The sequence below is a fragment of the Streptomyces sp. NPDC031225 genome (genome assembly GCF_055570355.1).
On the sequence record NZ_JBVIHJ010000004.1, the window covers coordinates 195,886 to 222,127 of the forward strand.

General features: G+C 69.7%; 22 protein-coding genes. 11 read left to right on the forward strand and 11 right to left on the reverse strand.

The features are described 5' to 3' along the window. Positions 1-6: 6 nt before the first annotated feature. Positions 7-2,475: a glycoside hydrolase family 3 protein gene (locus tag ACZ48Z_RS08430; protein ID WP_468735026.1), complete on the reverse strand. Its 2,469-nt coding sequence runs from the start codon at positions 2,473-2,475 to the stop codon at positions 7-9. A gap of 103 nt (positions 2,476-2,578) precedes the next feature. Between ACZ48Z_RS08430 and ACZ48Z_RS08435 the strand changes: the two genes are divergently transcribed. Then, complete coding sequence (locus ACZ48Z_RS08435) at positions 2,579-3,160, forward strand: TetR/AcrR family transcriptional regulator (RefSeq protein WP_468735027.1); 582 nt, start codon at positions 2,579-2,581, stop codon at positions 3,158-3,160. Positions 3,161-3,335: 175 nt separating this feature from the next. Continuing rightward, entirely contained in the window at positions 3,336-4,565 is a 1,230-nt protein-coding gene (locus tag ACZ48Z_RS08440; RefSeq protein WP_468735028.1) for a pyroglutamyl-peptidase I, read from the forward strand. Here the strand turns inward: ACZ48Z_RS08440 and ACZ48Z_RS08445 are convergent. The 3 genes from ACZ48Z_RS08445 to ACZ48Z_RS08455 are packed head-to-tail and all read right to left on the reverse strand — an operon-like array spanning position 4,519 to position 6,706. After that, positions 4,519-5,022 carry a GNAT family N-acetyltransferase gene (locus ACZ48Z_RS08445; protein ID WP_468735029.1) on the reverse strand — a complete coding sequence of 168 codons (504 nt, stop codon included), beginning with the start codon at positions 5,020-5,022 and terminating at the stop codon, positions 4,519-4,521. The two genes, ACZ48Z_RS08440 and ACZ48Z_RS08445, sit on opposite strands and share 47 nt — an antisense overlap. Then, entirely contained in the window at positions 5,006-5,818 is an 813-nt protein-coding gene (locus tag ACZ48Z_RS08450; RefSeq protein WP_468735030.1) for an EI24 domain-containing protein, read from the reverse strand. Before ACZ48Z_RS08450 ends, ACZ48Z_RS08445 begins: the two co-directional genes overlap by 17 nt. 24 nt (positions 5,819-5,842) lie before the next feature. Next, positions 5,843-6,706, reverse strand: coding sequence for a hypothetical protein (locus tag ACZ48Z_RS08455; RefSeq protein ID WP_468735031.1), 864 nt, complete (start codon positions 6,704-6,706; stop codon positions 5,843-5,845). Positions 6,707-7,164: 458 nt separating this feature from the next. On the opposite strand from ACZ48Z_RS08455, the gene ACZ48Z_RS08460 reads away from it, so the two are divergent. Then, positions 7,165-8,316 carry a serine hydrolase domain-containing protein gene (locus ACZ48Z_RS08460; RefSeq protein WP_468735032.1) on the forward strand — a complete coding sequence of 384 codons (1,152 nt, stop codon included), beginning with the start codon at positions 7,165-7,167 and terminating at the stop codon, positions 8,314-8,316. Between the two features lie 96 nt (positions 8,317-8,412). Here ACZ48Z_RS08460 and ACZ48Z_RS08465 read toward each other — a convergent pair whose 3' ends face one another. Continuing rightward, entirely contained in the window at positions 8,413-9,411 is a 999-nt protein-coding gene (locus ACZ48Z_RS08465) for an NADP-dependent oxidoreductase (RefSeq protein ID WP_468735033.1), read from the reverse strand. A 91-nt stretch (positions 9,412-9,502) separates the two neighbouring features. Here ACZ48Z_RS08465 and ACZ48Z_RS08470 point away from each other — a divergent pair, with 91 nt between their 5' ends. Next, on the forward strand, positions 9,503-9,937 hold the full coding sequence (locus ACZ48Z_RS08470) for a MarR family winged helix-turn-helix transcriptional regulator (protein ID WP_468735034.1): 435 nt from the start codon (positions 9,503-9,505) through the stop codon (positions 9,935-9,937). Between the two features lie 318 nt (positions 9,938-10,255). Here ACZ48Z_RS08470 and ACZ48Z_RS08475 read toward each other — a convergent pair whose 3' ends face one another. The 6 genes from ACZ48Z_RS08475 to ACZ48Z_RS08500 form a co-directional block, all read right to left on the reverse strand. Next, the gene (locus ACZ48Z_RS08475) at positions 10,256-11,074 is read right to left on the reverse strand and encodes an SCO2400 family protein (protein WP_468735035.1); all 819 of its coding nucleotides are present in this window, start codon (positions 11,072-11,074) and stop codon (positions 10,256-10,258) included. 138 nt (positions 11,075-11,212) lie between these two features. Then, on the reverse strand, positions 11,213-12,235 hold the full coding sequence (gene yjfF / locus ACZ48Z_RS08480) for a galactofuranose ABC transporter, permease protein YjfF (protein ID WP_468735036.1): 1,023 nt from the start codon (positions 12,233-12,235) through the stop codon (positions 11,213-11,215). Then, positions 12,235-13,311: an ABC transporter permease gene (locus ACZ48Z_RS08485; RefSeq protein ID WP_468735037.1), complete on the reverse strand. Its 1,077-nt coding sequence runs from the start codon at positions 13,309-13,311 to the stop codon at positions 12,235-12,237. The genes yjfF and ACZ48Z_RS08485 overlap by 1 nt, the downstream gene beginning before the upstream one ends. Continuing rightward, the gene (locus ACZ48Z_RS08490) at positions 13,308-14,846 is read right to left on the reverse strand and encodes a sugar ABC transporter ATP-binding protein (protein ID WP_468735038.1); all 1,539 of its coding nucleotides are present in this window, start codon (positions 14,844-14,846) and stop codon (positions 13,308-13,310) included. Before ACZ48Z_RS08490 ends, ACZ48Z_RS08485 begins: the two co-directional genes overlap by 4 nt. A gap of 115 nt (positions 14,847-14,961) precedes the next feature. Then, positions 14,962-15,969 (reverse strand): ABC transporter substrate-binding protein, encoded by a 1,008-nt coding sequence (locus tag ACZ48Z_RS08495; RefSeq protein WP_468735039.1) that lies wholly within the window; start codon positions 15,967-15,969, stop codon positions 14,962-14,964. Between the two features lie 127 nt (positions 15,970-16,096). Beyond that, positions 16,097-17,143: a LacI family DNA-binding transcriptional regulator gene (locus ACZ48Z_RS08500; protein ID WP_468735040.1), complete on the reverse strand. Its 1,047-nt coding sequence runs from the start codon at positions 17,141-17,143 to the stop codon at positions 16,097-16,099. A gap of 499 nt (positions 17,144-17,642) precedes the next feature. Between ACZ48Z_RS08500 and ACZ48Z_RS08505 the strand changes: the two genes are divergently transcribed. The 7 genes from ACZ48Z_RS08505 to ACZ48Z_RS08535 all read left to right on the forward strand — a co-directional run bounded on the left by ACZ48Z_RS08505 (position 17,643) and on the right by ACZ48Z_RS08535 (position 26,122). Next, positions 17,643-18,800, forward strand: coding sequence for a mandelate racemase/muconate lactonizing enzyme family protein (locus ACZ48Z_RS08505; protein WP_468735041.1), 1,158 nt, complete (start codon positions 17,643-17,645; stop codon positions 18,798-18,800). Beyond that, positions 18,797-19,801, forward strand: coding sequence for a zinc-dependent alcohol dehydrogenase (locus ACZ48Z_RS08510; protein WP_468735042.1), 1,005 nt, complete (start codon positions 18,797-18,799; stop codon positions 19,799-19,801). The genes ACZ48Z_RS08505 and ACZ48Z_RS08510 overlap by 4 nt, the downstream gene beginning before the upstream one ends. A 108-nt stretch (positions 19,802-19,909) precedes the next feature. Next, on the forward strand, positions 19,910-20,881 hold the full coding sequence (locus ACZ48Z_RS08515) for a hypothetical protein (protein ID WP_468735043.1): 972 nt from the start codon (positions 19,910-19,912) through the stop codon (positions 20,879-20,881). A 141-nt stretch (positions 20,882-21,022) separates the two neighbouring features. Beyond that, complete coding sequence (gene chvE / locus ACZ48Z_RS08520) at positions 21,023-22,129, forward strand: multiple monosaccharide ABC transporter substrate-binding protein (RefSeq protein WP_468735044.1); 1,107 nt, start codon at positions 21,023-21,025, stop codon at positions 22,127-22,129. Between the two features lie 43 nt (positions 22,130-22,172). After that, positions 22,173-23,723, forward strand: a complete 1,551-nt coding sequence (gene mmsA, locus ACZ48Z_RS08525; RefSeq protein ID WP_468735045.1) for a multiple monosaccharide ABC transporter ATP-binding protein — start codon at positions 22,173-22,175, stop codon at positions 23,721-23,723. Continuing rightward, positions 23,720-24,964 (forward strand): multiple monosaccharide ABC transporter permease, encoded by a 1,245-nt coding sequence (gene mmsB, locus ACZ48Z_RS08530; RefSeq protein WP_468735046.1) that lies wholly within the window; start codon positions 23,720-23,722, stop codon positions 24,962-24,964. The genes mmsA and mmsB overlap by 4 nt, the downstream gene beginning before the upstream one ends. A 111-nt stretch (positions 24,965-25,075) precedes the next feature. Continuing rightward, a complete protein-coding gene (locus tag ACZ48Z_RS08535) occupies positions 25,076-26,122 on the forward strand; it encodes an aldose epimerase family protein (protein ID WP_468735047.1) in 1,047 nt (348 codons plus the stop codon). The last annotated feature ends 120 nt before the right edge of the window (positions 26,123-26,242 follow it).

Genomic DNA, 26,242 nt, shown 5'->3' on the forward strand with positions numbered 1-26,242 from the left:
CTGGGATCAGACGTTAATCGTCGCGGTGACCCGGCGGTCCTCGATCGAGCTACCCACCTGGATTTCGTACGAACCCTTCACATGCGTCCACGTCGAGGTCTTGTCGTCCCAGATCTCGAAGGCCCTGCGCGGCAGCCGTACGGTGACCTCGACGCGCTCGCCCGGGCCGGCCTCGGCTCCGGCGAATCCGGCGAGCCTGCGGGCGGGGCGCTCGGCGTCGGGCTCGGCGGGCGCCAGGTAGACCTGGACGACCTCGCGGCCGGCGCGGGTGCCGGAGTTGCGCAGCCGGACCCGGACGGTGGTGCCCTGGACCTCGACGGACTCGTAGGTCCAGTCGGTGTAGCCGAGGCCGTGGCCGAAGGGGTAGGCCGGGGTGCGGCCCGCCTTCTCCCAGGCCGTGTACCCGATGAACACGCCCTCGTCGTAGGGGAGTTCACCGTCGGCGGGGACGACCCTGGTGACCGGGGCGGCGGCCAGGGTGCCCCAGGTGGTGGGCAGTCGGCCGCCGGGCTCGCGGGCGCCGGTCAGCACGTCGGCGAGGGCGGCGCCGCCCTCCTGGCCGGGGAACCAGCTGAGCAGGACGGCGGCGACGTCCTCGCGCCAGGGCAGTTCCACCGGGGAACCGGAGTTGACGATGACGACGGTGTTCGGGTTGGCGGCGGCGACCGCGCGGACCAGGTCGTCCTGGCGGCCCGGAAGGGCCAGGTCCCGGCGGTCGAAGCCCTCGGACTCGACGCGGTCGGTGGTGGCGACCACGACGACGGCCGTGTCGGCGTTCCGTGCCGCCTCGACGGCCTCGGTGATCAGCTCGTCGGGGTCGCGCTGCGGGTCCTGGTGGGCGAGGGAGAACCCGACGACCTTCATCGGGACGTCCTCGGGCAGGACGACGGTGTGGGTCAGGGACACGTCGACCGGCTCGCCCGCGGTCAGGTCGACGCGGGCGCGGGGTTCGGGGGCGCCGAAGAAGGAGACGAAGGGGTCGTCCTTGTCGGTGCGCTGGACGTCGTCGTAGTACGTGGTGCCGTCGACGGCCAGCCTGAAGGCGCCGAGTCCCTTGATGCCGAAGGTGTGGGTGCCGGTCTCGCGAGGGATGAAGGCGCCGGTGAGTTCCACGGTGTGCAGGCGGTCGTGGGTGACGCCCTCGGGGAGGTCCGAGCCCATCCACTGGATCTGGCCGTTGGGTGCGGAGCGGGTGCCGATCACGGTTCCGTCGGCGTCGCGGCAGACCGCTTCGAGGGTGAACCCCTTGTCGGCGACGGCGAGTTCGGTGGTGGGGTCGGCGCCGACGGCGTAGCTGAGGGTGCCCTCGGGCAGGGCCGCGGTGAGGCCGTCGAGCGGGGAGACGATCCGGTCCGGGAAGACGGTGGCGGAGCCGCCGCCGAGGACCCGGGCGTCGCGGGCGGCGGCACCGATGAGGGCGACGGTGCCCGCCTTCAGCGGAAGCGCGCCCTGGTTTCGGACCAGCACGAAGGAGCGGCGGGCGATCTCGCGGGCCAGCCCGATGCCGTCGACGGTCTCCGGGAGTTCGGTGACGACGGGTTCGGCGCCGTCCAGGATGCCGACGCGGGTGGCGAGCCGCAGCACGTTGCGTACGGCGGTGTCGACCGTGGCCTCCTCGACCCGGCCGTCCCGCACGGCCTGCGCGAGGGCCTCGCCGTAGACGGTCGTCGGGCCGGGCATGGCGACGTCGAGACCGCCCTCGATGGCGTCCTTGGTGGAGCGGGCGGCCATCCAGTCGGAGACGTTGTAGCCGTCGAAGCCCCATTCGCCGCGTAGGACCTCGTTCACGAGGTGGTGGTGCTCGGTCATCGTCGTGCCGTTGACCGTGTTGTAGGCGGTCATGATGCCCCATGGGTGGGCGTTCTCGACGATGTGCTCGAAGGGGGCCAGGTACAGCTCGCGCAGGGCGCGTTCGGAGACCAGGTTGTTCACCGTGAAGCGGTCGGTCTCGGCGTCGTTGGCGACGAAGTGCTTGACGGTGGTGCCGACGCCGCCCTCCTGTACGCCGGTCACGTACCCGGCGCCGATCCGTCCCGTCAGGTAGGGGTCCTCGCTGTAGGCCTCGAAGTGGCGGCCGCCGAGCGGTGAGCGGTGGAGGTTGACGGTGGGGGCGAGCAGCACGTGCACGCCCTTGCGGCGGGCCTCCTGGGCGAGCAGTACTCCTGCCCTGCGGGCGAGTTCGGGGTCCCAGGCGGCGGCGAGCGCGGTCGGGGAGGGCAGGGCGATCGACGGGTCGTCGGCGCTCCAGCGCACACCCCGGACGCCGATCGGGCCGTCGGACATCACGAGGGAGGCCAGGCCGATCTCGGGGAGCGCGGGCAGGGTCCACATGTCCTGGCCGGCCAGCAGCCGGGCCTTGGCGTCCAGGTCGAGCCGGGCCAGCGCCGCCTCGACGGCCGCCTCGCGGGCCTGGTCGGCGGGGGTGGTGGTCCCCTCTGGTCCTTCGGCTGCCTCGGGTGCCGCGGGTGCCGCCATGGCGGTGCCTCCTCGTTGACGTCCGTCCGGTCCCCACATCGTGCATCGTCTACCTGGCGAACGGTAGGTTTCGTGATCCTGCCGTTACATTCGGGTGGCGGGCATGCCGTACGGTGACGCCATGAACGCCAGGGCCAGAAGCGAGGAGCGCCGGGCGGAGATCGTCCGGGCGGCCCTGGAGGTCATCGCCGAGCGCGGCTACCGGGGCGCGAGCCTGGCCGCGGTGGCCGAGCGGGTCGGGCTGACCCAGCAGGGGCTGCTGCACCACTTCCCGACGAAGGACGCGCTGCTGGTCGCGGTGCTGGAGGAGCGGGACCGGTGGGACGCCGTCCCGAACGGCAGCTGGCGGGTCGATCTGCTCGCCTCGCTCGTCGAGTACAACGCCATGCGGCCCGGTGTCATCCAGACCTTCTCGGCGCTGCTCGGCGAGAGCGTGACGGAGGGGCATCCCGCCCGGGAGTACTTCACCGGCCGCTACACCCGGGTGCGCGCGTCGATGGTGACGGCCCTGCGCTCCGAGTACGGCGACCGACTCCCGAACGGCCTCACTCCGGAACGCACCGCGCCCCTGCTCGTGGCCGTGATGGACGGCCTCCAGTACCAGTGGCTGCTGGACCCGGAGTCGGTGGACATGCCGGGGGCGTTCCGGGACTTCCTCGCGCTGCTGGGCGAGCCGGTGGACTGACCGGGCGGATCCGTGGGCGATGAGCCCGGTCCGCGACCGGCGAGGAACTCCCTTCGTACGGCGCCGTATTGCTGCAGTCCGCCCCCTATGGCGTAGACCACTTCCGTCACGCGATACTGCCGTCGTCGGTACCACTCACTCGCGGCCCCACAGCGACGGAAGGAACTGAACTCCCTTGAGATCCCCACGTGTTCGGATCGGCATCCTGGGACTGACCGTTCTGGCGGGCCTGGCGGTCCCCGTGAGCCCGGCGGTGGCCGAGGCCGCGCCCTCGCCCACGGTGGAGGAGCAGCGGCTGGACGGGGCGGTGCCGCGGGAGATCCTGGAGCGGTCCGGGTTCGACGCCGTACCGCTGCGCTTCACCCGGGCGCTGGGGGCGACGCGCTCCTACGCCGAGGCGCGGAAGGTGGTCGTGGGGCAGGGGTCCGCGTTGTGGCGGCGGGCCGTCGACCGGGCCCAGGGGCGGGGACCGGCCGGCGGGGACCTGAGCCGCGACGACGACCGGCCGTTGTACTGGGCCCGGTTGGGGATGACCCGTGAAGTGCGGACCTGGGAACCGGCGTTCGGGCTGTCGGACGGGCAACGGAACGCCCTGCTCGGCGAGTTGGAGCGGACCTCGCGAGGGCAGACCGCCGTGCGGTATCCGGCCGGCAAGCGGCTGAAGCGGGTGCTCGTCACCGGGTTCGACCCGTTCACCCTGGACCGGGACATACGGATCTCCAATCCGTCCGGGGCGACCGCGCTGGCGCTGGACGGCACGGTGATCCGGACCGCCGACGGGCCGGCGCGGGTGGAGACCGTCGTCTTCCCGGTGCGGTGGCAGGACTTCACGGACAGGACCGTGGAGCGGGCGCTGCGGCCGTATCTGAGGAAGGTGGACCTCTTCACGACCGTGAGCCAGGGGCGGGTGGGGCGGTTCGACATCGAGCGCACCAACGGGGCCTGGCGGGGCGGGTTCCCGGACAACGACACCATCGGGGTGACCGGCACCGTCCCGGTCGCCGATCCGGCCTCGCAACCGCAGTGGACCACGACGACGCTGCCGTACAAGGCGATCGTGGACGCGGACACCGGGCGCTTCCCGGTCTACGACCACACCGCGGTGACCGAGATCCCGGCGGGCGGCACGGGGCCCGTGGTGCGGGCGGACGGACCCACCCCGGGGTCCACGGCCCGGGCCGGAGGGGGCGGCGACTACCTCTCCAACGAGATCGCCTACCGGGCCACGCTGCTCCGGGACCGGCTGGGGCTGCACGACACCCTGCCGGGCGGCCATGTGCACACGCCTGTGCTGGAGTTCGGGGCCGGGAACACCACCGAGGTCACCGATCCCGACTTCGTGCAGAACCGGCTGGACATCATCGCGCAGGTGCGGGCGATCGTGGTGGTGGCGGCGGGGGCGTAGGGCTTTCGGGGCGGGTGGGCCACTTCAGGAGGGCCGCCGTCTCGGTGAAGTCCAGACGGCGGTAGAAGTCGGCGGCCCTGCGCGTCGGCACGGTGACCTCCACGTCGCCCGCCTGCCGCGCACGGGCCTGGACCGCGCGGACGAGCCGGGAGCCGGTGCCCCGGCCGCGCCGCGACGGGGTCACGGCGAGTTCCAGGAGTTCGAGCACGGTACCGCCCGCGAACAGGGTGGGCATCCTGGCCGCGTAGGCGTATCCGACGACCCGTGTCTCCTGCTCGGCGACCGGGAACTCCGCACGGTTCTCCGCGGCCGCGCGCAGGACCTGGGGGAAGGTGACGGTCACGAAGCGGGCGTGGTCGGGACGGTAGGTGGTGGCGAAGCCGCTGAGGAGCCGGAAGACGGCCTCCGCGTCCGCGGTGGTCGCCGGGCGGACCGTCACCTCAGGGTCCGAGCTCACCGGACACCCGCTCCTCGTCGTCCTCGTTGTCGTCGCTGTCGTCGTCCCGGGTCTCCTCGCCCAGCAGTTCCCGCGCCATCAGCGTCGCCCCCGCCACCGCGCCCGGCATCAGGAACACCGCGACGAAGGGGACCACGAATGCCAGGGCGAGCGGGGTGCCGAAGCCCCAGATGAGGGTCTTGCGGGAGCGCAGGAGGGCGAGGCGGGCGCGGAGTTCGACGCCTCGGCGCTGGAGCGCCACCCCGGTGAGTTCCTCGGTGAGGAAGAAGCCCGTCACGAAGAAGCCGACCACCGGGACCACGGTCTGGCCGACGAGGGGGACGAAGCCGAGGGCGAACAGCAGGACGGCCCACAGCAGGGCGCGGACGAGGATACGGAGGCTGTCCCGCGCCGAGATCAGCAGCTCGCGCCAGAGGGGGAGGCCGGACTCGGGGGCCGTGCCGTCCGGGGAGACGTCCCGGTCGACCTTCTCGGAGAGGCTCTCGTAGAAGGGCTGGCCGACGAGGAGGGTGACCGCTGTGAAGGTCAGCACCGCGAGGAGCAGGGCGAGGGCGAACAGGATCGCCGTGAGGAAACCGCGGAACAGGCCCTGCCAGGGGCTCGACCAGTCGTCGGCGAACGGCGTCGCCCAGGACACCGAGTCCTCGCCCCAGGTGGCCAGCGCGACCAGCGCCGCCACGTACAGCACCAGGGTTATCAGACCCGGGATCAGGCCGAAGCCGTACTGCTTGCCGTGCCGGGCCACCCAGCGCTGGCCCTTCAGGAGATAGTGGAAGCCCGCCCCGAGATCACGCATGGCCAGAACCCTATCGGGTGCCGTTCACGCCGGGGATACGGCCACCACCACCCCCTGCTGCGCCGCCGGGGACACCGCCGCGGACACCCTGACCGCCACCGCCCGGGCCACGCTGCCCGTACGTGAGGCGGCGGCCATCAGCGCAGGCTGGAGGCGTTCCAGGCCGGTCACGAACAGTTCCTCGCCGGCGATCAGCACCGGCCGGGCCGCCTTCGCGGTCGCCGCCGCCGCGTCCGTGAGGTCGGCGAGCGGCGGGAGCGTCGCGCGTACGACCCCGGCGCCGACGGCGGCCGCCCGTTCGGCCAGGGCCACCTGGAGGGGTGTCAGCGGGGTCGACGCGGCCGTCAACGCGTCGGCGACACGGCGGAGTTCGGGCGTCGAGTCACGCAGTACGTCGGCCGCCGCCCGGATCAGCGGGGTCAGGGCCAGCAGGGCGCCCGCGACCACGCCCGCCGCCACGGGGAGCAGGGGGGAGGCCGACTCCACCAGGTCGCCGAGCGCCGTCGCGAACTCCTCGACCGCCGGTTCCACCGCGTCCAGGACGGGCAGCAGGCTGTCGCCGAGCGCCGCGAGGAGCACCTGCGCCGGTTCGCTTACCGGATGCACTGCGAGCGGGGCGCCCGCGGTGCCGAGCCGGGTGAGGGTGTCGACGATCCGGTAGAACGCCTCCTGGGCCTGCGGGGACGCGCTCGCCTCGGCCAGTTCCGCCGTCGTCTCGCGCAGGACGCGCAGCGCCTCGGCGCCCGAACCGTCCCTCGGGTCGAGGGTGTTGATCGCGATCCTGGTGATGTTTTGGGCCGTGTCGAGGAGTTGGCCGGTGATGTCGGTGGTGTTCCGTGCCATGCGCAGCACGTCGTCCCTGCTGGGGAGCGAAGGGATCGTTGCCATGAGCATCTCCTGTGGGACTCGCGCGCCACCCGCTTCCGCTGCCCTCAGCATGCCCCGTCCGGTGGGCACGGGATGCGCCATCCGGGGTATCCGCGCCGCGGGCTCCCTCCGGTTGCGGTTGAGTCGAACAGGTACATCTCGCCGTACCGATCTCAGGAAGCTCCGGAGGAGGTACGCGTGCCCATCACAAGAACCGGTTCTGCGAGGCCCGTCCTGCTCATCACCCCCACCGGCACGCTGCCGTCCGCCCCGAACAACCGAACAACGCGGCCGGGGACCGCGGGTTCGTCGGGCCGGGGCGCGTGGAGCGGTCTACGCCACCGGGAACTCGTCTGTCTCCGGGCGCCGGCGGCCCCTGCCCCTCTCGCGGGATCACCCGAAGGGGGAAGTTCGCCCAGGTCGGACGGGCATTGTTCACCATGGCACACACGAGCAGCGGCTGAGGTTGAGGAGAGCGGATGACGCAGGAGATCCACGGCACGGTCGCGGACGGCTTCGAGGCGGTGCGTGAGGAGTTCGCCGCGTCCGTGGCGCGCGAGCGGCCCGACTACGAAGGGCAGTTGAGCGCGTACGTCCATGGCCGGCAGGTCGTCGACCTGTGGGCCGGTGAAGGGGTCGGGCCCGACTCCCTCTACGGCGTGTTCTCGTCGACCAAGGGTGCCGCCCATCTGGTGGTCGCGCTCCTCGTCCAGGAGGGCACGCTGGAGCCGGACCGCAAAGTCACCTACTACTGGCCGGAGTTCGGGGCCGAGGGCAAGGGCCAGCTCACCCTGCGCGAGCTGCTGTCGCACCGGGCCGGAGTGGTCGGCCTGGACGACGGGTTCACCGCGCAGGAGCTGGCGGACGACCGGGCGATGGCGGAACGGCTCGCCGACCAGAAGCCGTTCTGGCGTCCGGGCACGGCCTTCGGCTATCACGCGCTCGTCATCGGGGCGCTCAGCGGTGAGATCGTGCGGCGCGCGACGGGCCGTACGCTCCAGGAGGTCTACGAGGAGCGGATCCGCGCCCCGTACGCACTGGACTTCCATCTGGGCCTGCCCGCGTCCCTGGAACCCCGGTACCGCTCCGTGCAGCCGATGACGCCGACGGCCGAACAGCAGGCGCTGCTCGACGCGGCACCGAGGGCACCGCACAGCCTGCACGCGATCGCCTTCAACCAGCAGGTGCCCGACCCGGGGGATCTGATGGCCTACGCCAACTCCCGTGCCGTGCGCGCGAAGGGCCCGGCGTCGGCGGGTGGAGTGGCGTCCGCCCGCGGCCTGGCCGGCATGTACGCGGCGGCGATCAGCGAACGGTGCGACCGTCCGCCCCTGTTGAAGCCCGACACGATCGCCGAGGTCGGCCAGATCCACTCCGTCGGCTACGACCTCGTCGCCCGGGCCCACAAGTCCTACGGCCTGGGCTTCCAGGCCACGGCCGACATGTGGCACCCGTTCCTGGGCGCCGGCGCCTTCGGCCACAGCGGTGCGGGCGGCTCCCAGGCCTTCGCCGACCCCCGCAGCGGTCTGGCCTACGGCTACACCCGCCGCCGGATGGCCTTCCCGGGAGGGGCGGCACCGGAGAACGAGCGGCTGGTGAGGGCCGTTCACCGGGCGGCGCTCACCGTGTGACGGAGCGGAGGCCGCACCCCACGTCCAGGGGTACGGCCTCCGCCCGCGCACGGCCGACGGGCTTTGCCGGGCGTGCGTCACGCGGACAGTCCCGCGCTACAGCTTGACGATCATCTTCCCGGTGTTGTCGCCCCGCAGGACCCCGAGGAACGCCTCCAGATTGTTCTCGATGCCCTCGACGACCGTCTCGCGGTACTTGAGCTGCCCGGACGCCACCCACGGACCGACCTCGGAGACGAACTCCGGCTGGAGGTCGTAGTGGTCGCCGACCAGGAAGCCCTCGATACGGCCGCGGGTCTGGATCAGACGGGCGAGGTTGCGCGGGCCGGGAGCTGCCTCGGTGTTGTTGTAGACCGAGATCATGCCGCAGACCGCGATACGGCCACCTTGGTTGAGGGAGCCGATGGCGGCCTCCAGGTGGTCACCGCCGACGTTGTCGAAGTAGACGTCGATCCCGTCCGGGGCGGCCTCGCGCAGCTGGTCGCTGACCTTGCCGTTCTTGTAGTTGAAGGCCGCGTCGAAGCCGTACTCCTCGACGAGCAGCTTGACCTTGTCGTCGGAACCGGCGGAGCCGATCACCCGGGAGGCGCCCTTGAGCTTGGCGATCTGGCCGACCTGGCCGCCGACGGCACCCGCGGCGCCGGACACGAAGACCGAGTCGCCCTCCTTGAAGGACGCGGTGCGCAGGAGACCCGCGTAGGCGGTGAGGCCGGTCATGCCGAGGACGCCGAGGTACGTCGACAGCGGCGCGGCGTCCGCGTCCACCTTGACGGCGCTCTCGGCGCGTACGGCCGCGTACTCGCGCCAGCCGAGGAAGTGCAGGACGTGGTCGCCGACGGCGATGCCCTCGACGTCGGACTCGATGACCTCGCCGACCGCGCCGCCCTGCATGACCTTGCCGAGCTCGAAGGGCTCGGCGTACGACTTCGCGGCGCTCATGCGGCCGCGCATGTAGGGGTCGACCGAGAGGTACTTGTTCCGGACGAGCACCTGGCCCTCACCGGGGGTCGGGACCTCGGCTTCGACCAGGGCGAAGTCCTCGGGCTTCGGTACGCCCACCGGGCGGGAGGTGAGGTGCCATTCGCGGTTGATCATGATGCCAGGACCTTTCCATTTACTTCAGTACCTGAAACAACCATGCCTCTGAATATTTCATGATGTCAAGTAACGCGGTATTCTGGAGCGCATGTCCACTCCTGATCCGACCCGACCCGACCCGCTGGCCATGGAGGTCGTCGAGCTGATCGGCGACGTGGTGGCCCGTTTCTACTCGGACTACGAGGACGCGGCCGCGGAGCACGCGCTCACCGGGGCGCAGGCGCGGCTGCTGAGTCTGCTGTCCCGGGAGCCGCTGCCCATGCGCAAGCTGGCCCAGAAACTGAAGTGCGAGCCGTCGAACGTCACCGGGATCGTGGACCGGCTCGAAGCGCGGGCACTGGTGGAACGGCGCCCCGATCCGGCGGACCGGCGGGTCAAGGTCGCGGCGGCCACGGAGGAGGGGCGCCGGGTGGCACGGGAACTGCGGGAGGGACTGCGCTTCGCGCGCGAGCCGCTGGCCGGGTTGTCGCAGGGAGAACGGGAGTCCCTGCGGGACATGCTGCGCCGGATGGTGGAGGCGTAGGCCCCCGGGGCGGCCGCGGGAGCGTTGTGGCCGGTCGCGCAGTTCCCCGCGCCCCTGGGTGGGTGTGGGCGGGCGTGTTATGAGGCCGCGGGAGCATCGTGGCCGGGCGCGCAGTTCCCCGCGCCCCTGGGTGGGTGCGGCGGAGCACGTCATGAGGCCGCGGGAGCATCGTGGCCGGTCGCGCAGTTCCTCGCGCCCCTGGGTGGGTGTGTCGCGCGGTTTCTCTTGCAGCTGGGGTGGGTGTGCCTGGTTAGGGGCGCGGGGAACTGCGCGATCAGCCCCCGCCGGGCCGCGCCGACCTCACCGCCGGCGGAGCCTCTACGTGCACCACCACAAGAAGCGTGAGCACTCCGACTCCGAGGGTGCCGGCGTCGGGTTCGCGGTGGTCGGGTCGGCGGACGGGGCCGGGGCGCCGCCCGTGGCCGTGGCCGTCGGGGTGGCTCCCGGCGCCGGGGCCGACGCCGACTGGGCCGACTTCTCCGCGTCCTTGACCTTGTGGTCCTCGTCCTTCGACACCGAGGCCGACGGGGAGGCGGAGTCCGTCGGGGTGGGCGAGGGCGAAGGAACGGTTGCGATGGAGCGGGCGTCCGCCGAGTCCGACGCGCTCGCCTCCGGGGAGGCCCCGCCCTCGGCGGACTCCCCGCCCGCCGCGGCCGGCCTGGAGGAGGAACCCGGGGCGTCCATGCCCAGCTCGGCGAGGCTCAGACCACCGGCGGCGAGTACGAAGCCCGCGACGACCAACAGGGTCCGGCGGCGGCGCCGACGGTGAGCCGCGGCCTTGCGGTCGCGGCGACTCGCCCCGCCCTCGGCGGCGTCGGGGCCCTCGTCGTCGTACTCGTCGTCACGGCCTTGGCTCCCGGCATCAGCGCCCGCACGGTCGGTACGGCCTCGCGCACGTCGCCGCGACGCCCGTCCGCCGGTCGGCTCCGCCACCTCGGCCGGGCCGTCACTCGTGTCGGACCGGTCGTCCGCGTCGGTGTCCACGGCGTACGCCTCGGGCGCCTCGGCGCCGTACACGTCGTACGCGGGTATGTACGGCTGGGCCGGATACGCGCGTAGCGCCTCGATCGAGGTGCCGCACCCCGGGCAGGCGAGGGCGCCGTTGAGGTGCCGTCGGCACGGGTTGCAGAAGTCCATGACGCGGGAAGATTAAGGGTCCTGTGAGCAGGATTTCCGAGAACTTCCGTGAAGATTGTGTGCGGACCGCCGTTTCGGCGCGACGGATTGCGGATGATCCACCCCATCGCGCCGAAACCGACGTCCGTCCAGCTCGGCTCAGGTCTTCTTACGGGCCGTCATGGCGCGTTGGACCAGGATGAACGCGCAGAGCAGCACTCCGGTTGCGATCTTCGTCCACCAGGAGCTGAGCGTGCCCTCGAACTGGATGATGCTCTTGATCAGGCCCAGGACGAGGACGCCGAAGAGGGTGCCCAGGACGTAGCCGGAGCCACCCGTCAGCAGCGTGCCGCCGATGACCACCGCGGCGATCGCGTCGAGTTCCATGCCCACGGCGTGCAGCGGGTCACCGGACTGGATGTAGAGCATGAAGAGGAGTCCGGCGAGCGCGGAGCAGAAGCCGCTCATCGTGTAGACCGCGATCTTCGTACCGCCCAGCGGGAGGCCCATCAGCAGGGCCGACTGCTCGTTGCCGCCGATGGCGTACACCCGGCGCCCGAAGCGCGTGTAGTGCAGGACGTAGAAGGCGACGCCCAGGACGACCAGAGCCACGACGGCACCGATCGACAGGTCCCCCAGGCCCAGCGGCACCCGTGTCTCGGCCAGCGTGCTCACGGCCGAGTCGGTGATGGCGATCGACTCCTTGCTGATGACCAGGCACAGGCCCCGGAAGAGGAAGAGGCCGGCGAGCGTCACGATGAAGGGCTGGATCTCGAAGTTGTGGATCACGTAGCCCATGAGGAAGCCGCCGAACGCGCCGACGCCCAGGGAGATGGGCACGACGAGCAGCAGGGGCAGCCCCACGTCCTCCACCAGCCAGGCCGTGAGCATGGTGGTGAAGCCGATCACGGAACCCACGGACAGGTCGATTCCGCCGGACATGATGACGAAGGTGGCACCGACGGCGGCGACCAGCAGATAGCTGTTGTCGATGAACAGGTTGAGGAACACCTGCGGTTCGCCGAAGCCGTAGTTCTGGTAGCGGCTGAGGCCGACGACGTACATCACGAGGAACAGGCCGGCCGTGACCAGGACGGGCAGCCGCCGGTCGCCCAGCAGGCTCGCGGACCTGGACGGGGTACGGCTCTCCGGGGTCGTGGGAGTCCGGGTGGTCGCACTCATCACGACACCTCCATCTTGGGAGCGGGCTCGGCCACCGCGGCGGGTTCGGCCGGGGCGGCGGACCGGGCGCGGGCGCCGAAGACCTTGGCGCGGAACTTCGGGGACTGCAGCAGGCAGACGACGATGACCACGGCGGCCTTGAAGACCAGGTTGGTCTGGGTCGGTACGCCGATGGTGTAGATCGTGGTGGTCAGGGTCTGGATGACGAGGGCGCCGATCACCGTGCCGCCGATGGAGAACCGGCCGCCCAGCAGCGAGGTGCCGCCGATCACCACGGAGAGGATCGCGTCGAGCTCGATCCACAGGCCGGCGTTGTTGCCGTCCGCGGCCGAGGTGTTGGAGCTGATCATCAGGCCCGCGATACCGGCGCACAGGGCGCAGAACACGTACACCATGATCTTGATGCGGCGGGACCTGATGCCCACCAGACGGCTGGCCTCGGCGTTGCCGCCGACCGCCTCGACGAGCAGGCCGAGGGCCGTACGGCGGGTCAGCGCCACGGTGACGGCCACGACGGCCGCCACCACGAAGATGGAGAAGGGCAGGGTCAGCCAGTAGCCGCCGCCGATCAGCTGGTACGGGTCGCTGTTGATGGTGATGATCTGGCCGTCGGTGATCAGCTGGGCCACGCCTCGGCCCGCGACCATGATGATCAGGGTCGCGATGATGGGCTGGATACCCATCCGGGCGACGAGGAAGCCGTTCCACAGGCCGCACACGACCGCCGCGACCAGGCCGAGGCCCATCGCGAGCAGCACGCCGGACAGGGCGCCCTGGTCGGCCTGGTCGCTGATGTACGAGCAGGTCAGGGCCCCGGTGATGGCTACCACGGCGCCGACGGAGAGGTCGATGCCGCCGGTGGCTATGACCAGGGTCATGCCGACCGCCACCAGGATGAGGGGCGAGCCGAACAGCACGATCGAGACGAGGCTGCCGTAGAGGTGGCCGTTCGTCATGTGGATCGCGAAGAAGTCGGGCGTGAAGGGGACGTTGACGAGCAGCAGGGCGATCAGGACCGCGACCGGCCAGAAGAGGTGATGGCGCGTCAGTGCTCGCCAGCGGGAGTCGGTGGTCACTGGTGTTCTCCGCTCGCGATGGTCTCGAGGATCTTGCTGGTGGTGATCTCGGGCCCGTTGGTGAGCTGCGCCACCAGCTTGCGGTCGCGCAGCACTCCGATGGTGTGGCTGAGCCGGAGCACCTCCTCCAGTTCGGCCGCGATGTACAGCACGGACATGCCGTCCTCGGAGAGGGAGACGACCAGCTTCTGGATCTCCGTCTTGGCGCCGATGTCGATGCCGCGGGTCGGCTCGTCCAGGATGAGCAGCTTCGGCTGGGTGATCAGCCAGCGGGCGAGGAGCACCTTCTGCTGGTTTCCGCCGCTCAACTGGCCCACGCGGGCTTCGGGGTTGGCGGGCCGGATGTCCAGTGCCTTGATGTACTTGGCGACGAGTTCGTCGCGCTGGGCGGCCGGAACGGGCCGGGTCCAGCCGCGGGCCGCCTGGAGCGCGAGGATGATGTTCTCCCGCACGGTCAGGTCGGGGACCAGGCCCTCGGTCTTGCGGTTCTCCGAGCAGAACGCGATTCCGGCGCCGATGGCGTCGTTGGGGGCGCTCAGCGAGACCGCCTCGCCGCCGACGGTCACCGTGCCGCTGTCCGGCTGGTCTGCGCCGAAGAGCAGCCGGGCCAGTTCGGTACGGCCGGAGCCGAGCAGGCCGGCGAGGCCCACGACCTCGCCCTTCTTGATCTCCAGGTCGAAGGGGGCGATACCGCCGTTCCTGCCGAGGCCTTCCGCCTTCAGCAGCTCCTCACCGACGTCCGCGTGCAGTTGCTGGTCGTGGAGCTCCTCCAGCTGGTCAAGGGCCTTGCCGATCATCAGCTCGATCAGCCCGACCTGGTCGAGGTCGCGGACCAGGTGTTCGCCGACCAGGGTGCCGTTGCGCAGGACGGTCATCCGGTCACAGACCTCGTAGATCTGGTCGAGGAAGTGCGACACGAACAGGATCGCGACGCCCTCGTCCCTCAACTGCCGCATGAGACGGAACAGTTCGAGGACCTCGTCGCGGTCGAGGCTTGACGTCGGTTCGTCCAGGACCAGCACCTTGGTGCCGGAGCCCTCGCCGTCGCTGTCGCCGGTGCCCACCGACCGCACGATCGCGACCAGTTGCTGCACGGCCAGCGGGTACGCGGACAGCGGCGCGGTGACGTCGATGTCGAGGCCGAGGCGGTCGACGAGCTTCGCCGCCTCGCTGCGCATGCGCTTCCACTGGATGCGGCCCGCGCGGGTCGGTTCACGTCCGATGAAGATGTTCTCCGCCACCGACAGGTTGGGGCAGAGGTTGACCTCCTGGTAGACCGTGCTGATGCCGGCCTGCTGCGCCTGCAGCGGGCTGCCGATCCGCACGGACTTCCCGTCGAGGGTGATGGTGCCGCCGTCCAGGGTGTACACCCCGGTCAGCACCTTGATCAGGGTGGACTTCCCGGCTCCGTTCTCGCCCATCAGAGCGTGTATCTCGCCGGGGAAGAGCCGGAAGTCGACGCCCGACAGAGCCCTTACCCCCGGAAACTCTTTGACTATGCCCGTCATCTCCAGGACGGGCTGCGGCTCTGCCATGGCAGCGCTCCTCGTGGGATCGGTTCGGGCCCGCTGCGGGCCCGGCCCGCGGGGAGCCCGTCCGGCCGAGGTGTGCTCGGCCGGCCCGTGGCTCCCCGCCGGTGGGTGCGGTCGGTCAGTACTTGCGGGTCGGGAGCGCGGCCTTGGCCTGGTCCTGCATGAAGTCGCCCTCCTTGGTCTTGATCCAGCGCTCGACCGAGCCGCCGTCGTGGACCGTCTTCACGACCTCCATCAGCTGGGGGCCGAGCAGCGGGTTGCACTCCACGATGGCGTTGATCTTGCCCTCGGACATGGCGACGAAGCCGTCCTTCACGCCGTCGATCGAGACGATCAGGATGTCCTTGCCGGGCTTCTTGCCCGCGGCCTCGATGGACTGGATGGCGCCGATGGCCATGTCGTCGTTGTGCGCGAACAGGACGTTGATGTCCGGGTTCGAGGTGAGGAAGGCCGCCATGACCTGCTTGCCGCCGGCGCGGGTGAAGTCACCGGTCTGGCTGACGACGATCTTCCAGTCGTCCTTGTGCTCGGCGTCCATGACCTCCTTGAAGCCCTTGGCACGCTCGATGGCCGGGGCGGCGCCGGTGGTGCCCTCCAGCTGGGCGATCTTCACCGGACCCTTGACGCCGGCCTTGGCCAGGACCTTCTCCAGGATCTTGCCGGCGCGGCGGCCCTCCGCGGTGAAGTCGGAGCCGACCAGGGTGACGTAGAGGGACTGGTCGGAGGTCTCCACGGAGCGGTCGGTGAGGACCACCGGGATCTTCGCCGCCTTGGCCTCCTTGAGCACCGCGTCCCAGCCGGTGACGACCACCGGGGAGAAGGCGATGACGTCCACCTTCTGCGCGATGTAGCTGCGGATGGCGGAGATCTGGTTCTCCTGCTTCTGCTGGGCGTCGGAGAACTTCAGGTTGTAACCCGCCTCCTTGGCCGCCGCCTTCACCGAGTCGGTGTTGGCGCTGCGCCAGCCGCTCTCGGAGCCGACCTGGGAGAAGCCGAGGGTGATCGCCTTGCTGCCACCGGAGGAGGAGGTGCCGGTGGAGCCCTTGTCCTCCTTGGCGCAGGCCGCCAGGGCGCCCGTGGCCGCCACACCGATCGCCGCAGTGAGGAAGTTTCTCCTGTTGAGCATGTTTCTTCTCCTTTGAAGAGCCGGTCCGAGGTTGGACCGTTGGTACGCGTGAGACCGACCTGTCGATCATTATTCGAAATATCGATCACACAGGTGTGCGAATGTGACCGGTCGGTGTGGTGCCGCGTCAGCCGGGAGCGTCCCCCAGCTGTGGCATGTGCGGGAACGTACTGGCACGGACGACTAGTTGGGGTTCGATGAAGACCCCCTGGGAGCCGGAGGGGGACCGGCCCTCGATCAGATCCAGCAGCAGGGAGATGCTCCGCTTGCCGACCGCCGCGAAATCCTGCCGGACGGTGGTGAGCGGTGGGGCGAAGTACTCCGCCTCCGGGATGTCGTCGAAGCCGACCACCGCGATGTCCTGCGGCGTGCGCACCCCCGCTTCGCGCAGGGCCCGCAACACCCCCAGTGCCATCTGGTCGTTGGCGACGAAGACGGCGGTCAGTCCACGGCCCACCCAGCCGGCCAGTTCCTGGCCCGCGCGGTAGCCCGACAGCGGACTCCAGTCCCCGTGCAGCGGCGTCGGCGGCTCGACACCCGCCGCTTCGAGGGTGGCCCGCCAGCCGACGGTCCGGTCGACCGCCTCCTGCCAGTCCTCGGGTCCGGCGAGATGCCAGACCGTGGCGTGGCCGGCGGCCAGCAGATGACCGGTGGCCAGCCTGGCACCCAGCTGCTGGTCCACGTTGACGCTGGGGACCTCCGCACCGGAGCCGGTACCCACGGCCACCACCGGGAAGGGGTGGCGGAGTTCGGCGAGGGCCTCCGCCGCCGACCGCTGCGGGGCGAGGACGATCACCCCTTCCACTCCCCCCTCACTGAGGTGGTCCAGGGCTTCGGACAGCGTCTCCACGACCAGCTTGCGCAGACTGACCGTCGAGACGGTGTACCCCTCGGCCCGGGCCGCCTCCTCGAGCGCGAACAGTGTGCTGGCCGGCCCGTAGAGCGTGGTGTTGGCCGAGACCACTCCCAGGGTCCGGGTGCGCCGGGTCGCCAGGGCCCGTGCGGAGGAGTTGCGGCGGTAGCCCATCTCCTCGATCGCGCGCAGGACTTTGGCGCGGGTCTCCTTGCGCACGTTGGGGTGGTCCCCCAGGACGCGGGAGACGGTCTGGTGGGACACCCCCGCCACGCGGGCCACGTCGGCCATGGTGGGCGGCCGAAGCTGCAAGTGGTTCACGGTCGCACCTCCTTGGCGATCGCCGGCTGACGGGGACTGTGGTGTGGACGGACGATGTCGCACCGTCCAGGTCACTCCGGAATTCCGGACATTTCTAAGAGAGCTGCTGGTGGAGCCAGTTGAGAAACTGTCGACACGACGCCCATACCCCCTCAGATGCCGTTGGGCATCGATCGGTGAATGCGGGGTTATTGTTAGCGCTAACAATTCATGACGGTCAAGAGGGCTGCGGCCGGAAGTCGTCACGTTTGAGTAACACGGCCGTGACAGATGCCGAGAGGGCGGCCGATCATGGCGGTACGTCCGCTGCACCCCAGGGCGTGTCCCCGACGTGCCGTCCGCGGGGCGGGCGAGTGCCGCTCGGCTTTCATGTCGGCAACGTTTCGCGTTCGGCTCCTCGACCCATTGACACTCCGACCGCGACGTCCTTACCGTCGAGCCAGCATTTCGAACGTGAGCCGAGATTTCGAACAGATGGAAAGTCTAGGGAGTAGCTGTCGTGCGTATCACGGGAATCAGCACGCATGTGGTCGGAACCCCATGGCGCAACCTGACCTACGTCCAGGTGCACACGGACGAGGGTCTCACCGGCGTCGGTGAGACGCGCATGCTGGGCCACACCGACGCACTGCTCGGCTACCTGCACGAAGCGAAGACCAACCACATTCTCGGGTCGGACCCGTTCGCTGTCGAGGACCTCGTCAAGAGGATGAAGTACGGCGACTACGGGCGGGCCGGCGAGATCGTCATGTCCGGTATCGCCGTGATCGAGATGGCCTGCTGGGACATCAAGGGCAAGGCCCTCGGGGTGCCGGTCTGGCAGCTCCTGGGCGGCAAGGTCACCGACAGGGTCAAGGCGTACGCCAACGGCTGGTACACCACCGAGCGGACCCCGGAGGCGTACCACAAGGCCGCCCGGACGGTCGTGGAGCGCGGGTACCGGGCGCTCAAGATCGACCCCTTCGGCACCGGCCACTTCGAGCTGGACCACGAGCAGAGCCGGTACGCCGTCTCCCTCATCGAGGCCGTACGGGACGCCATCGGCCCCGACACCGAGCTGATGCTGGAGATGCACGGCCGCTTCTCCCCCGCCACGGCCATCCGGCTGGCCAAGGACCTGGCCCCGTTCAAGCCCGCGTGGCTGGAGGAGCCCTGCCCGCCGGAGAACCTGAAGGCGCTGGAGAAGGTCGCCGCCAAGGTCGACATCCCGGTGGCCACCGGTGAGCGGATCCACGACCGCATCGAGTTCCGGGAGCTCTTCGAGAGCCAGGCCGTGGACATCATCCAGCCCGACGTCGGCCACCTCGGCGGCATCTGGGAGACCCGGAAGCTCGCCGCCACCGCGGAGACCCACTACGTGCTCGTCGCCCCGCACAACGTCGGTGGCCCGGTGCTGACCGCCGCCTCCCTCCAGGTGGGCTTCACCTCCCCGAACTTCAAGATCCTGGAGCACTTCAACGACTTCGCCGACGCGGAGATCAAGAAGGTCGTCAAGGGGGCGCCCGAGGTCGTGGACGGCTACTTCCACCTCTCCGACAAGCCCGGTCTCGGTGTCGAGCTGGACGTCGACGCGGCGGCCGAGTTCCCGCAGCAGCAGGCCCGGTTCGATCTGTGGGCCGAGGGCTGGGAGCAGCGCAGGCCAAAGGGCTCACAGTGAGCTTTGAGGTCGTCGTCGAGGCACCCGGCGAACACCGGATCGACGAGCACACCCCGCGTCAGCCCGGCGCCGGGGAGGCGCTGGTGCACGTCCACGCCGTCGGCATCTGCGGCAGCGACCGTGAGGTGTACCAGGGCAACCGGCCCGAGGGATACGTCCGCTATCCCCTCACTCCGGGCCACGAGTGGTCCGGGACGGTCGAGGCGGTCGGGACCGGGGTGCCTTCGACCCTCGTGGGCCGCAAGGTCGTGGGCGAGGGCTTCCGGAACTGCCAGGTGTGCGACCGCTGCCACGCGGGCGAGACGACCCTGTGCAGCGCCGGGTACGAGGAGACCGGGTTCACCCACCCGGGCGCGATGGCCGCCACCCTCACCCTGCCTGCGCGTCTGCTCCATGTCCTGTCCGACAACGCCGACCTGACCGCCGCGGCCCTGCTGGAGCCGGCGGCCTGCGTCGCGGCCGCCGCGCTCAAGGCGAACGCCCTGCCCGGTGAGCGCGTGGCCGTCGTGGGCACGGGAACGCTCGGGATGTTCGCCGTCCAGTTCCTCAAGGCGGCCTCGCCGGGCGAGCTGCTCGTGGTGGGGACGCGGCACGACCGGGCCGATCTTTCGAAGGCTTTCGGTGCCAGCGACTTCCGCACCAAGGACCAGGAGCTCCCCGACGGCTTCGACGTCGTCATCGAGACCGCCGGGTCGGCGTCGGCCGCGCGCATCGGCGCCGGTCTGCTCCGGCGCGGCGGACGTCTGGTCCTGACGGGCATCCCGGCGCCGGGTGCCGAGGGTCTCGACCCCACCGACCTGGTCGTACGGCAGCTGGAGGTGCACACCGTCTTCGGGGCCCCGCCGGGCGCCTGGGCGCACACGGTGCGCGTCTTCGGGGCCGGTCTCCTCGATCCGCTGCCGCTGATCACCCACGAGCTGCCGCTCGACGGGTTCCGCGAGGCGATCGAACTGGTCGGGTCCGGTGATCCGATGGTGGGCAAGGTGCTGCTCCGCCCCTAGACGTACGCCGGTGCGGGGTGGCCTGACCACCCCGCACCGGTGTACACCAAGCCCCGCACGACGTGAGCCGCGAACCGTGTCCGACATACCGAACCAGAAGGAAAGCTTGTGACGACCGACGCTTCCGCCCCGGCGGCCCGCCGACCCGGCGAGCAGGCCCTCGCCGCTCTCGGCCTGGGCGCGCCCGCACTCGACCCCGCCGACGCCTCGCCGCACACCTTCCCCGGCGGCGGCCGCTGGCGCACCGAGATCCCCTCGTGCGAGGGCCCGGAAGCGCTGGCCGTCGTCCTGGAGGAGTCCGCACGGCTCGATGTGCCGATCCACCGGATCAGCCAGGGCAGCGGCGTCTGGATGCTGACCGACGCCGAGATCGCCGAGATGGTCAAGGCCACCGGGGAACGCGACATCGAGCTGTGCCTGTTCACCGGCCCGCGCGGCACCTGGGACATCGGCGCCTCGGCGCGCACCGACTCGGGCGGCGCGGGGCTCAGGGCCAGGGGTCACGACGCCGTGGCCGGTTGTGTCGAAGACGCCATCCGGGCAACCGAGTTGGGCGTGAAGTGCCTCCTCGTCGCCGACGAGGGCGTGCTGTGGACGCTGCACCGGGCGCGGGTCGCCGGCATCATTCCGGCCGACACCACACTGAAGTTGAGCGCGCTCGTCGGACCGGTCAACCCGGCCGCGTTCGCGGTGTACGAGCAGTTGGGCGCCGACTCCCTGAACGTGCCAAGCGATCTGACGCTCGATCACCTCACCGAGATCAGACGGGTGTCCGCCGCTCCCATGGACATGTACATCGAGGCGCCCGACGATCTCGGCGGCTATGTACGGATGTACGAGGTCGCCGAGCTCATCCGGCGCGGCGCCCCGCTGTACCTGAAGTTCGGCCTGTCCAAGACCCCGGGCATCTACCCGTACGGTCACCACCTGCGCGACCTGACCCTGAGCACGGCCCGGGAACGGGTACGGCGCGGCCGGCTCGCCCTGGACCTGCTCGCGCGGCACGGAGCGGACGGCGACATGGCGCCGCTCGGTTCACGGCTGCCGGGTGATCTGAAGCGCTTCGAAACGCCCTCATAACGTTTCGGACAGACTCCCTTCACAAAAGGTGACGCAGCCGCACACAATCACACACCCTGCCTCTCGGTCGGAGCCCACACCTCCCTCCGGAGCACAACGCCCCACAAGACAGACCCTGTCCCGACATCAAGGATGATGATCATGCGTACTCGTCGTGCCGCACTCACCGCCATAGCCGGCGCGGCCTCCCTCGCCCTGACCCTGTCCGCCTGCGGCCAGGACAGCGAGGGCGGCAGCAAGGCGTCCAGCAGCGGTGCCAAGGGAGGCACCATCGGCATCGCGATGCCGACCAAGTCCTCCGAGCGCTGGATCGCCGACGGCAACAACGTTGTCAAGAACCTGCAGTCCAAGGGCTACAAGACCAAGCTGGTCTACGGCGAGGACGACCCCGACCAGCAGGTCAACCAGATCGAGAACCTGATCACGCAGGGCGTCAAGGGCCTGATCGTCGCGGCCATCGACAACAAGTCCCTGAACAACGTGCTCCAGCAGGCCGCCGACGCCAAGATCCCGGTGATCGCCTACGACCGCCTGATCCTCGGCACGAAGAACGTCGACTACTACGCGTCCTTCGACAACACCAAGGTCGGCGAGCTCCAGGCCAGCTACATCGTCGACAAGCTCGGCCTGAAGTCCGGCAAGGGCCCCTTCAACATCGAGCTGTTCGCCGGCTCCAACGACGACAACAACACCAAGTACTTCTTCAACGGCGCGATGAGCGTGCTGCAGCCGTACATCGACAGCAAGAAGCTCGTCGTCAAGTCCGGCCAGACCAAGATCAACCAGGTCACCACGCTGCGCTGGGACGGTGCCACCGCGCAGAAGCGCATGGAGGACATCCTCACCTCGACGTACGGCAGCGCCAAGGTCGACGCGGTCCTGTCGCCGTACGACGGCATCTCCATCGGCATCATCGCCGCGCTGAAGTCGGACGGCTACGGCTCCGCGAGCAAGCCGCTCCCGGTCATCACCGGCCAGGACGCCGAGCTCGCCTCGGTGAAGTCGATCATCGCGGGCCAGCAGACGCAGACCGTCTACAAGGACACCCGCAAGCTCGCCGACATCGCCTCGACGATGGTGGACGACGTCCTCAACGGCAAGAAGCCCGAGGTCAACGACACCAAGACGTACGACAACGGCGCCAAGGTCGTCCCCGCCTACCTGCTGCAGCCGGTGAGCGTCGACAAGAGCAACTACACCAAGGAACTGGTCGACACCGGCTACTACAAGGCCAGTGAGCTCAACTAGTCAGCTCCCTGTCGGCCAACTCCTCTGATTGAAAGGCACGACCATGGCGGGACCCGTCCTGGAAATGCGCTCGATCGTCAAGACCTTTCCCGGCGTCAAAGCGCTGTCGGACGTCACACTGACCGTCCGTCAGGGCGAGGTCCATGCCATCTGCGGTGAGAACGGCGCCGGGAAGTCCACCTTGATGAAGGTGCTCTCCGGCGTCCATCCGCACGGCACGTACGAGGGCGACATCCTCTTCGAGGGAGAGATCGTCTCCTTCAAGGACATCCGAGCGAGCGAGCAGCACGGCATCGTGATCATCCATCAGGAACTGGCCCTGGTGCCGTTCCTGTCGATCGCGGAGAACATCTTCCTCGGCAACGAACACGCCTCGGGCGGGTTCATCAACTGGAACGAGACGCTCAAGCACGCCACCGAACTGCTGCGCCGGGTCGGTCTGTCCGACCACCCGGAGACCCGGATCACCGACATCGGTGTGGGCAAGCAGCAGCTGGTGGAGATCGCCAAGGCGCTCTCCAAGAAGGTGAAGCTCCTCATCCTGGACGAGCCGACCGCGGCTCTGAACGACGAGGACAGCGGCAAACTCCTGGATCTCATCCTGGAGTTGAAGAACCAGGGCATCACCTCGATCATCATCTCCCACAAGCTCAACGAGATCCGCCGGGTCGCCGACTCGGTGACGATCCTCCGCGACGGGAAGTCCATCGAGACCCTCGACGTGAAGGCCCCGGAGACCACCGAGGACCGGATCATCACGGGCATGGTCGGCCGCGACCTCGACCACCGCTTCCCCGACCGCACGCCGTACGAGGGCGAGGTGGACGCGGCCCCCGCGCTGGAGATCCGCAACTGGACGGTCCACCACCCGATCGACCAAACCCGCAAGGTGGTCGACGACGTGTCGATCGACGTGCGGCGTGGCGAGATCGTCGGCATCGCGGGCCTGATGGGCGCCGGGCGCACCGAACTCGCGATGAGCGTGTTCGGGCGCACCTACGGCCGGCACGCGGGCGGCACGGTCCTCAAGGACGGCAGGGAGATCCGTACGAAGACCGTTGCCGAGGCGGTCGGGCACGGCATCGCGTACGTCACCGAGGACCGCAAGCACTACGGCCTCAACCTCATCGACAACATCAACCGGAACATCTCGCTGGCCGCCCTGGACAAGGTGGCCAAGCACGGTGTGGTCGACGAGCACGAGGAGCGGAAGGTCGCCGAACGCTTCCGCAAGTCGATGAACATCAAGGCGCCGACCGTCTTCGAGACGGTGGGCAGGCTGTCCGGCGGCAACCAGCAGAAGGTCGTCCTCAGCAAGTGGATCTTCGCGGGTCCGGACATCCTGATCCTGGACGAGCCGACCCGCGGTATCGACGTGGGCGCCAAGTACGAGATCTACACGGTCATCGACCAGCTGGCCGCCGAGGGCAAGGCGGTCGTCTTCATCTCCTCCGAGCTGCCGGAACTGCTCGGTATGTGCGACCGCATCTACACCATGTCCGCCGGGCGGCTGACGGGCGAGGTCCCGCGGGCCGAGGCCACGCAGGAAGTGCTGATGCGCCAGATGACGAAGGACAAAGAGGTAACCCGATGAGCACCGATGTGAGCAAGATCCCGGCGTCGGCGCCGCCCGGCAAGAGCGGGGACCAGGCTTCCGACGGCGGCCTGCTGCAGCTGATGCTGAACGGCCTGCGCCGCAACATGCGGCAGTACGGCATGCTGATCGCGCTGGGTCTGATCGTCGCCCTGTTCGCGGTGTGGACCGACGGCGACCTGCTGCTGCCGCGCAACGTCTCCAACCTGGTGCTCCAGAACAGCTACATCCTGATCCTCGCGATCGGCATGATGCTGGTGATCATCGCGGGGCACATCGACCTGTCGGTCGGATCACTGACCGCGTTCGTCGGCGCGTTCGCCGCCGTGCTGACGGTCCAGCACGACGTGGCGTGGCCGATCGCCCTGGTGCTGACCCTGGTGGTGGGCGCCGTCGCGGGCTCGGTCCAGGGCTATCTGATCGCGTATCTCGGCATACCGTCGTTCATCGTCACCCTGGCGGGCATGCTGCTCTTCCGCGGTCTGACGGAGATCCTCCTGGAGGGCCAGACCCTCGGCCCGTTCCCGGACGGTCTGCAGAAGCTCGGCAACGGCTTCCTGCCCGCGGTCGGCCCGGACACCAACTACCACAACCTCACCCTGCTGCTCGGCTTCGCGCTGCTGGCCTTCGTGGTCTACCAGGAGGTCCGTGACCGCAAGCGCCAGCAGGAGTTCGCGCTCGACGTGCTGCCCAGGAACGCCTTCCTGCTGAAGCTCGTCGCGATCGCCGCCGCGGTCCTCGCGGTCACGATGCTGCTCGCCAGCTACCAGGGCGCGCCGATCATCCTGATCGTCCTCGGTGCGCTGGTGGTCGGCTACGGCTACGTCATGCGCAACGCGGTCTTCGGCCGGCACATCTACGCGATCGGCGGCAACCTGCCGGCGGCCAAGCTGTCCGGCGTCAAGGACAAGAAGGTCACCTTCCTCGTCTTCCTCAACATGGGCGTGCTCGCGGCCCTGGCGGGTCTGGTGGTCGCGGCCCGTCTGAACGCGGCCTCCCCGAAGGCGGGCCTGAGCTTCGAACTGGAAGCGATCGCCTCGTCGTTCATCGGTGGCGCGTCCATGAGCGGCGGTGTGGGCACCGTCCTCGGCGCGATCATCGGCGGTCTGGTCCTCGGCGTGCTGAACAACGGCATGAACCTCCTCAGCGTCGGCACCGACTGGCAGCAGGTCATCAAGGGCCTCGCCCTGCTGGCCGCCGTCGGGTTCGACGTGTGGAACAAGCGCAAGTCCGGCTCGTAGCAGTCGGATCGCAGGCACGTAGTACCGAAGGGTCCCGCGGGCAGCGCGTCCGCGGGACCCTTCGTCTTCCCACCACAACGCCACTTTCGAGGCCACGGAGGCAGGAATCCGGTGAAGGAACTCTTCGGCACGCTCGCCGACGGGACGAAGGTCCACCGCTGGTCGCTGGAGAACGGCGGCACACGTCTGAAGGTCCTGTCCTACGGCGGGATCGTGCAGGGCCTGGAGGTCCCCGACCGGGACGGCCGGTACGCCAACGTCTGCCTCGGCTTCAACAGCGTCGAGGAGTACGTCGACTCCAGCCCGTACTTCGGCGCGCTGATCGGACGCTACGGCAACCGCATCGGCAAGGGCACCTTCACGCTGGACGGCGAGACCCACCAGCTGTCCGTCGACGACGGCGAGAACAGCCTGCACGGCGGCGCCCAGGGCTTCGACAGGCGCGTGTGGGACGTCGAGCCGTTCACCGAGGGCGGCGACGTCGGCCTGCACCTGTCCTACACGTCCGCCGACGGCGAGATGGGCTACCCGGGCACTCTCCGGGTGAAGGTGACGTACACCCTCACCCGGCACGGCGAATGGCGCATCGACTACGAGGCCACCACGGACAGGGCCACCGTCGTCAACCTCACCAACCACGTGTACTGGAACCTCGGCGGCGAGGGCACCGGCACCGTCGAGGACCACGAGCTGACGATCGCCGCGTCCCGCTACACGCCGACCGACCCGGGTCTGATCCCCACCGGTGAGCTCGCGCAGGTCTCGGGCACCCCCTTCGACTTCCGAGAGGGCAAGCCGATCGGCAGGGACCTCAGGGCCGGCCACCCGCAGCAGATCCACGCCAAGGGCTACGACCACAACTGGGTCCTCGACAAGGGCGTCACCGCGGAGCCCGAGCACGCGGCGACCCTGCGCGACCCGTCGTCGGGCCGCACGCTGAGGATCTCCACCGTCGAACCGGGACTGCAGTTCTACTCGGGCAACTTCCTCGACGGCACCCTGACCGGCACGGGCGGTCACACCTACCGCCAGGGTGACGCGCTGTGCCTGGAGACGCAGCACTTCCCGGACGCGCCGAACCACCCGTCGTTCCCGTCCACGGTGCTGCGCCCGGGCCGGACATACCGGACGGCGACGGTCCACTCGTTCGGTGCCTGACCTGGTGAGATGACGGGCCCTACCCCCTGGTTCCCGAACTCACACTTCTTTCACACCCGTTGAACAGCGCCACTCGGATTTCCGTATGTAGAGGCGGCCCGTGCTCCCCCGCGCGGGCCA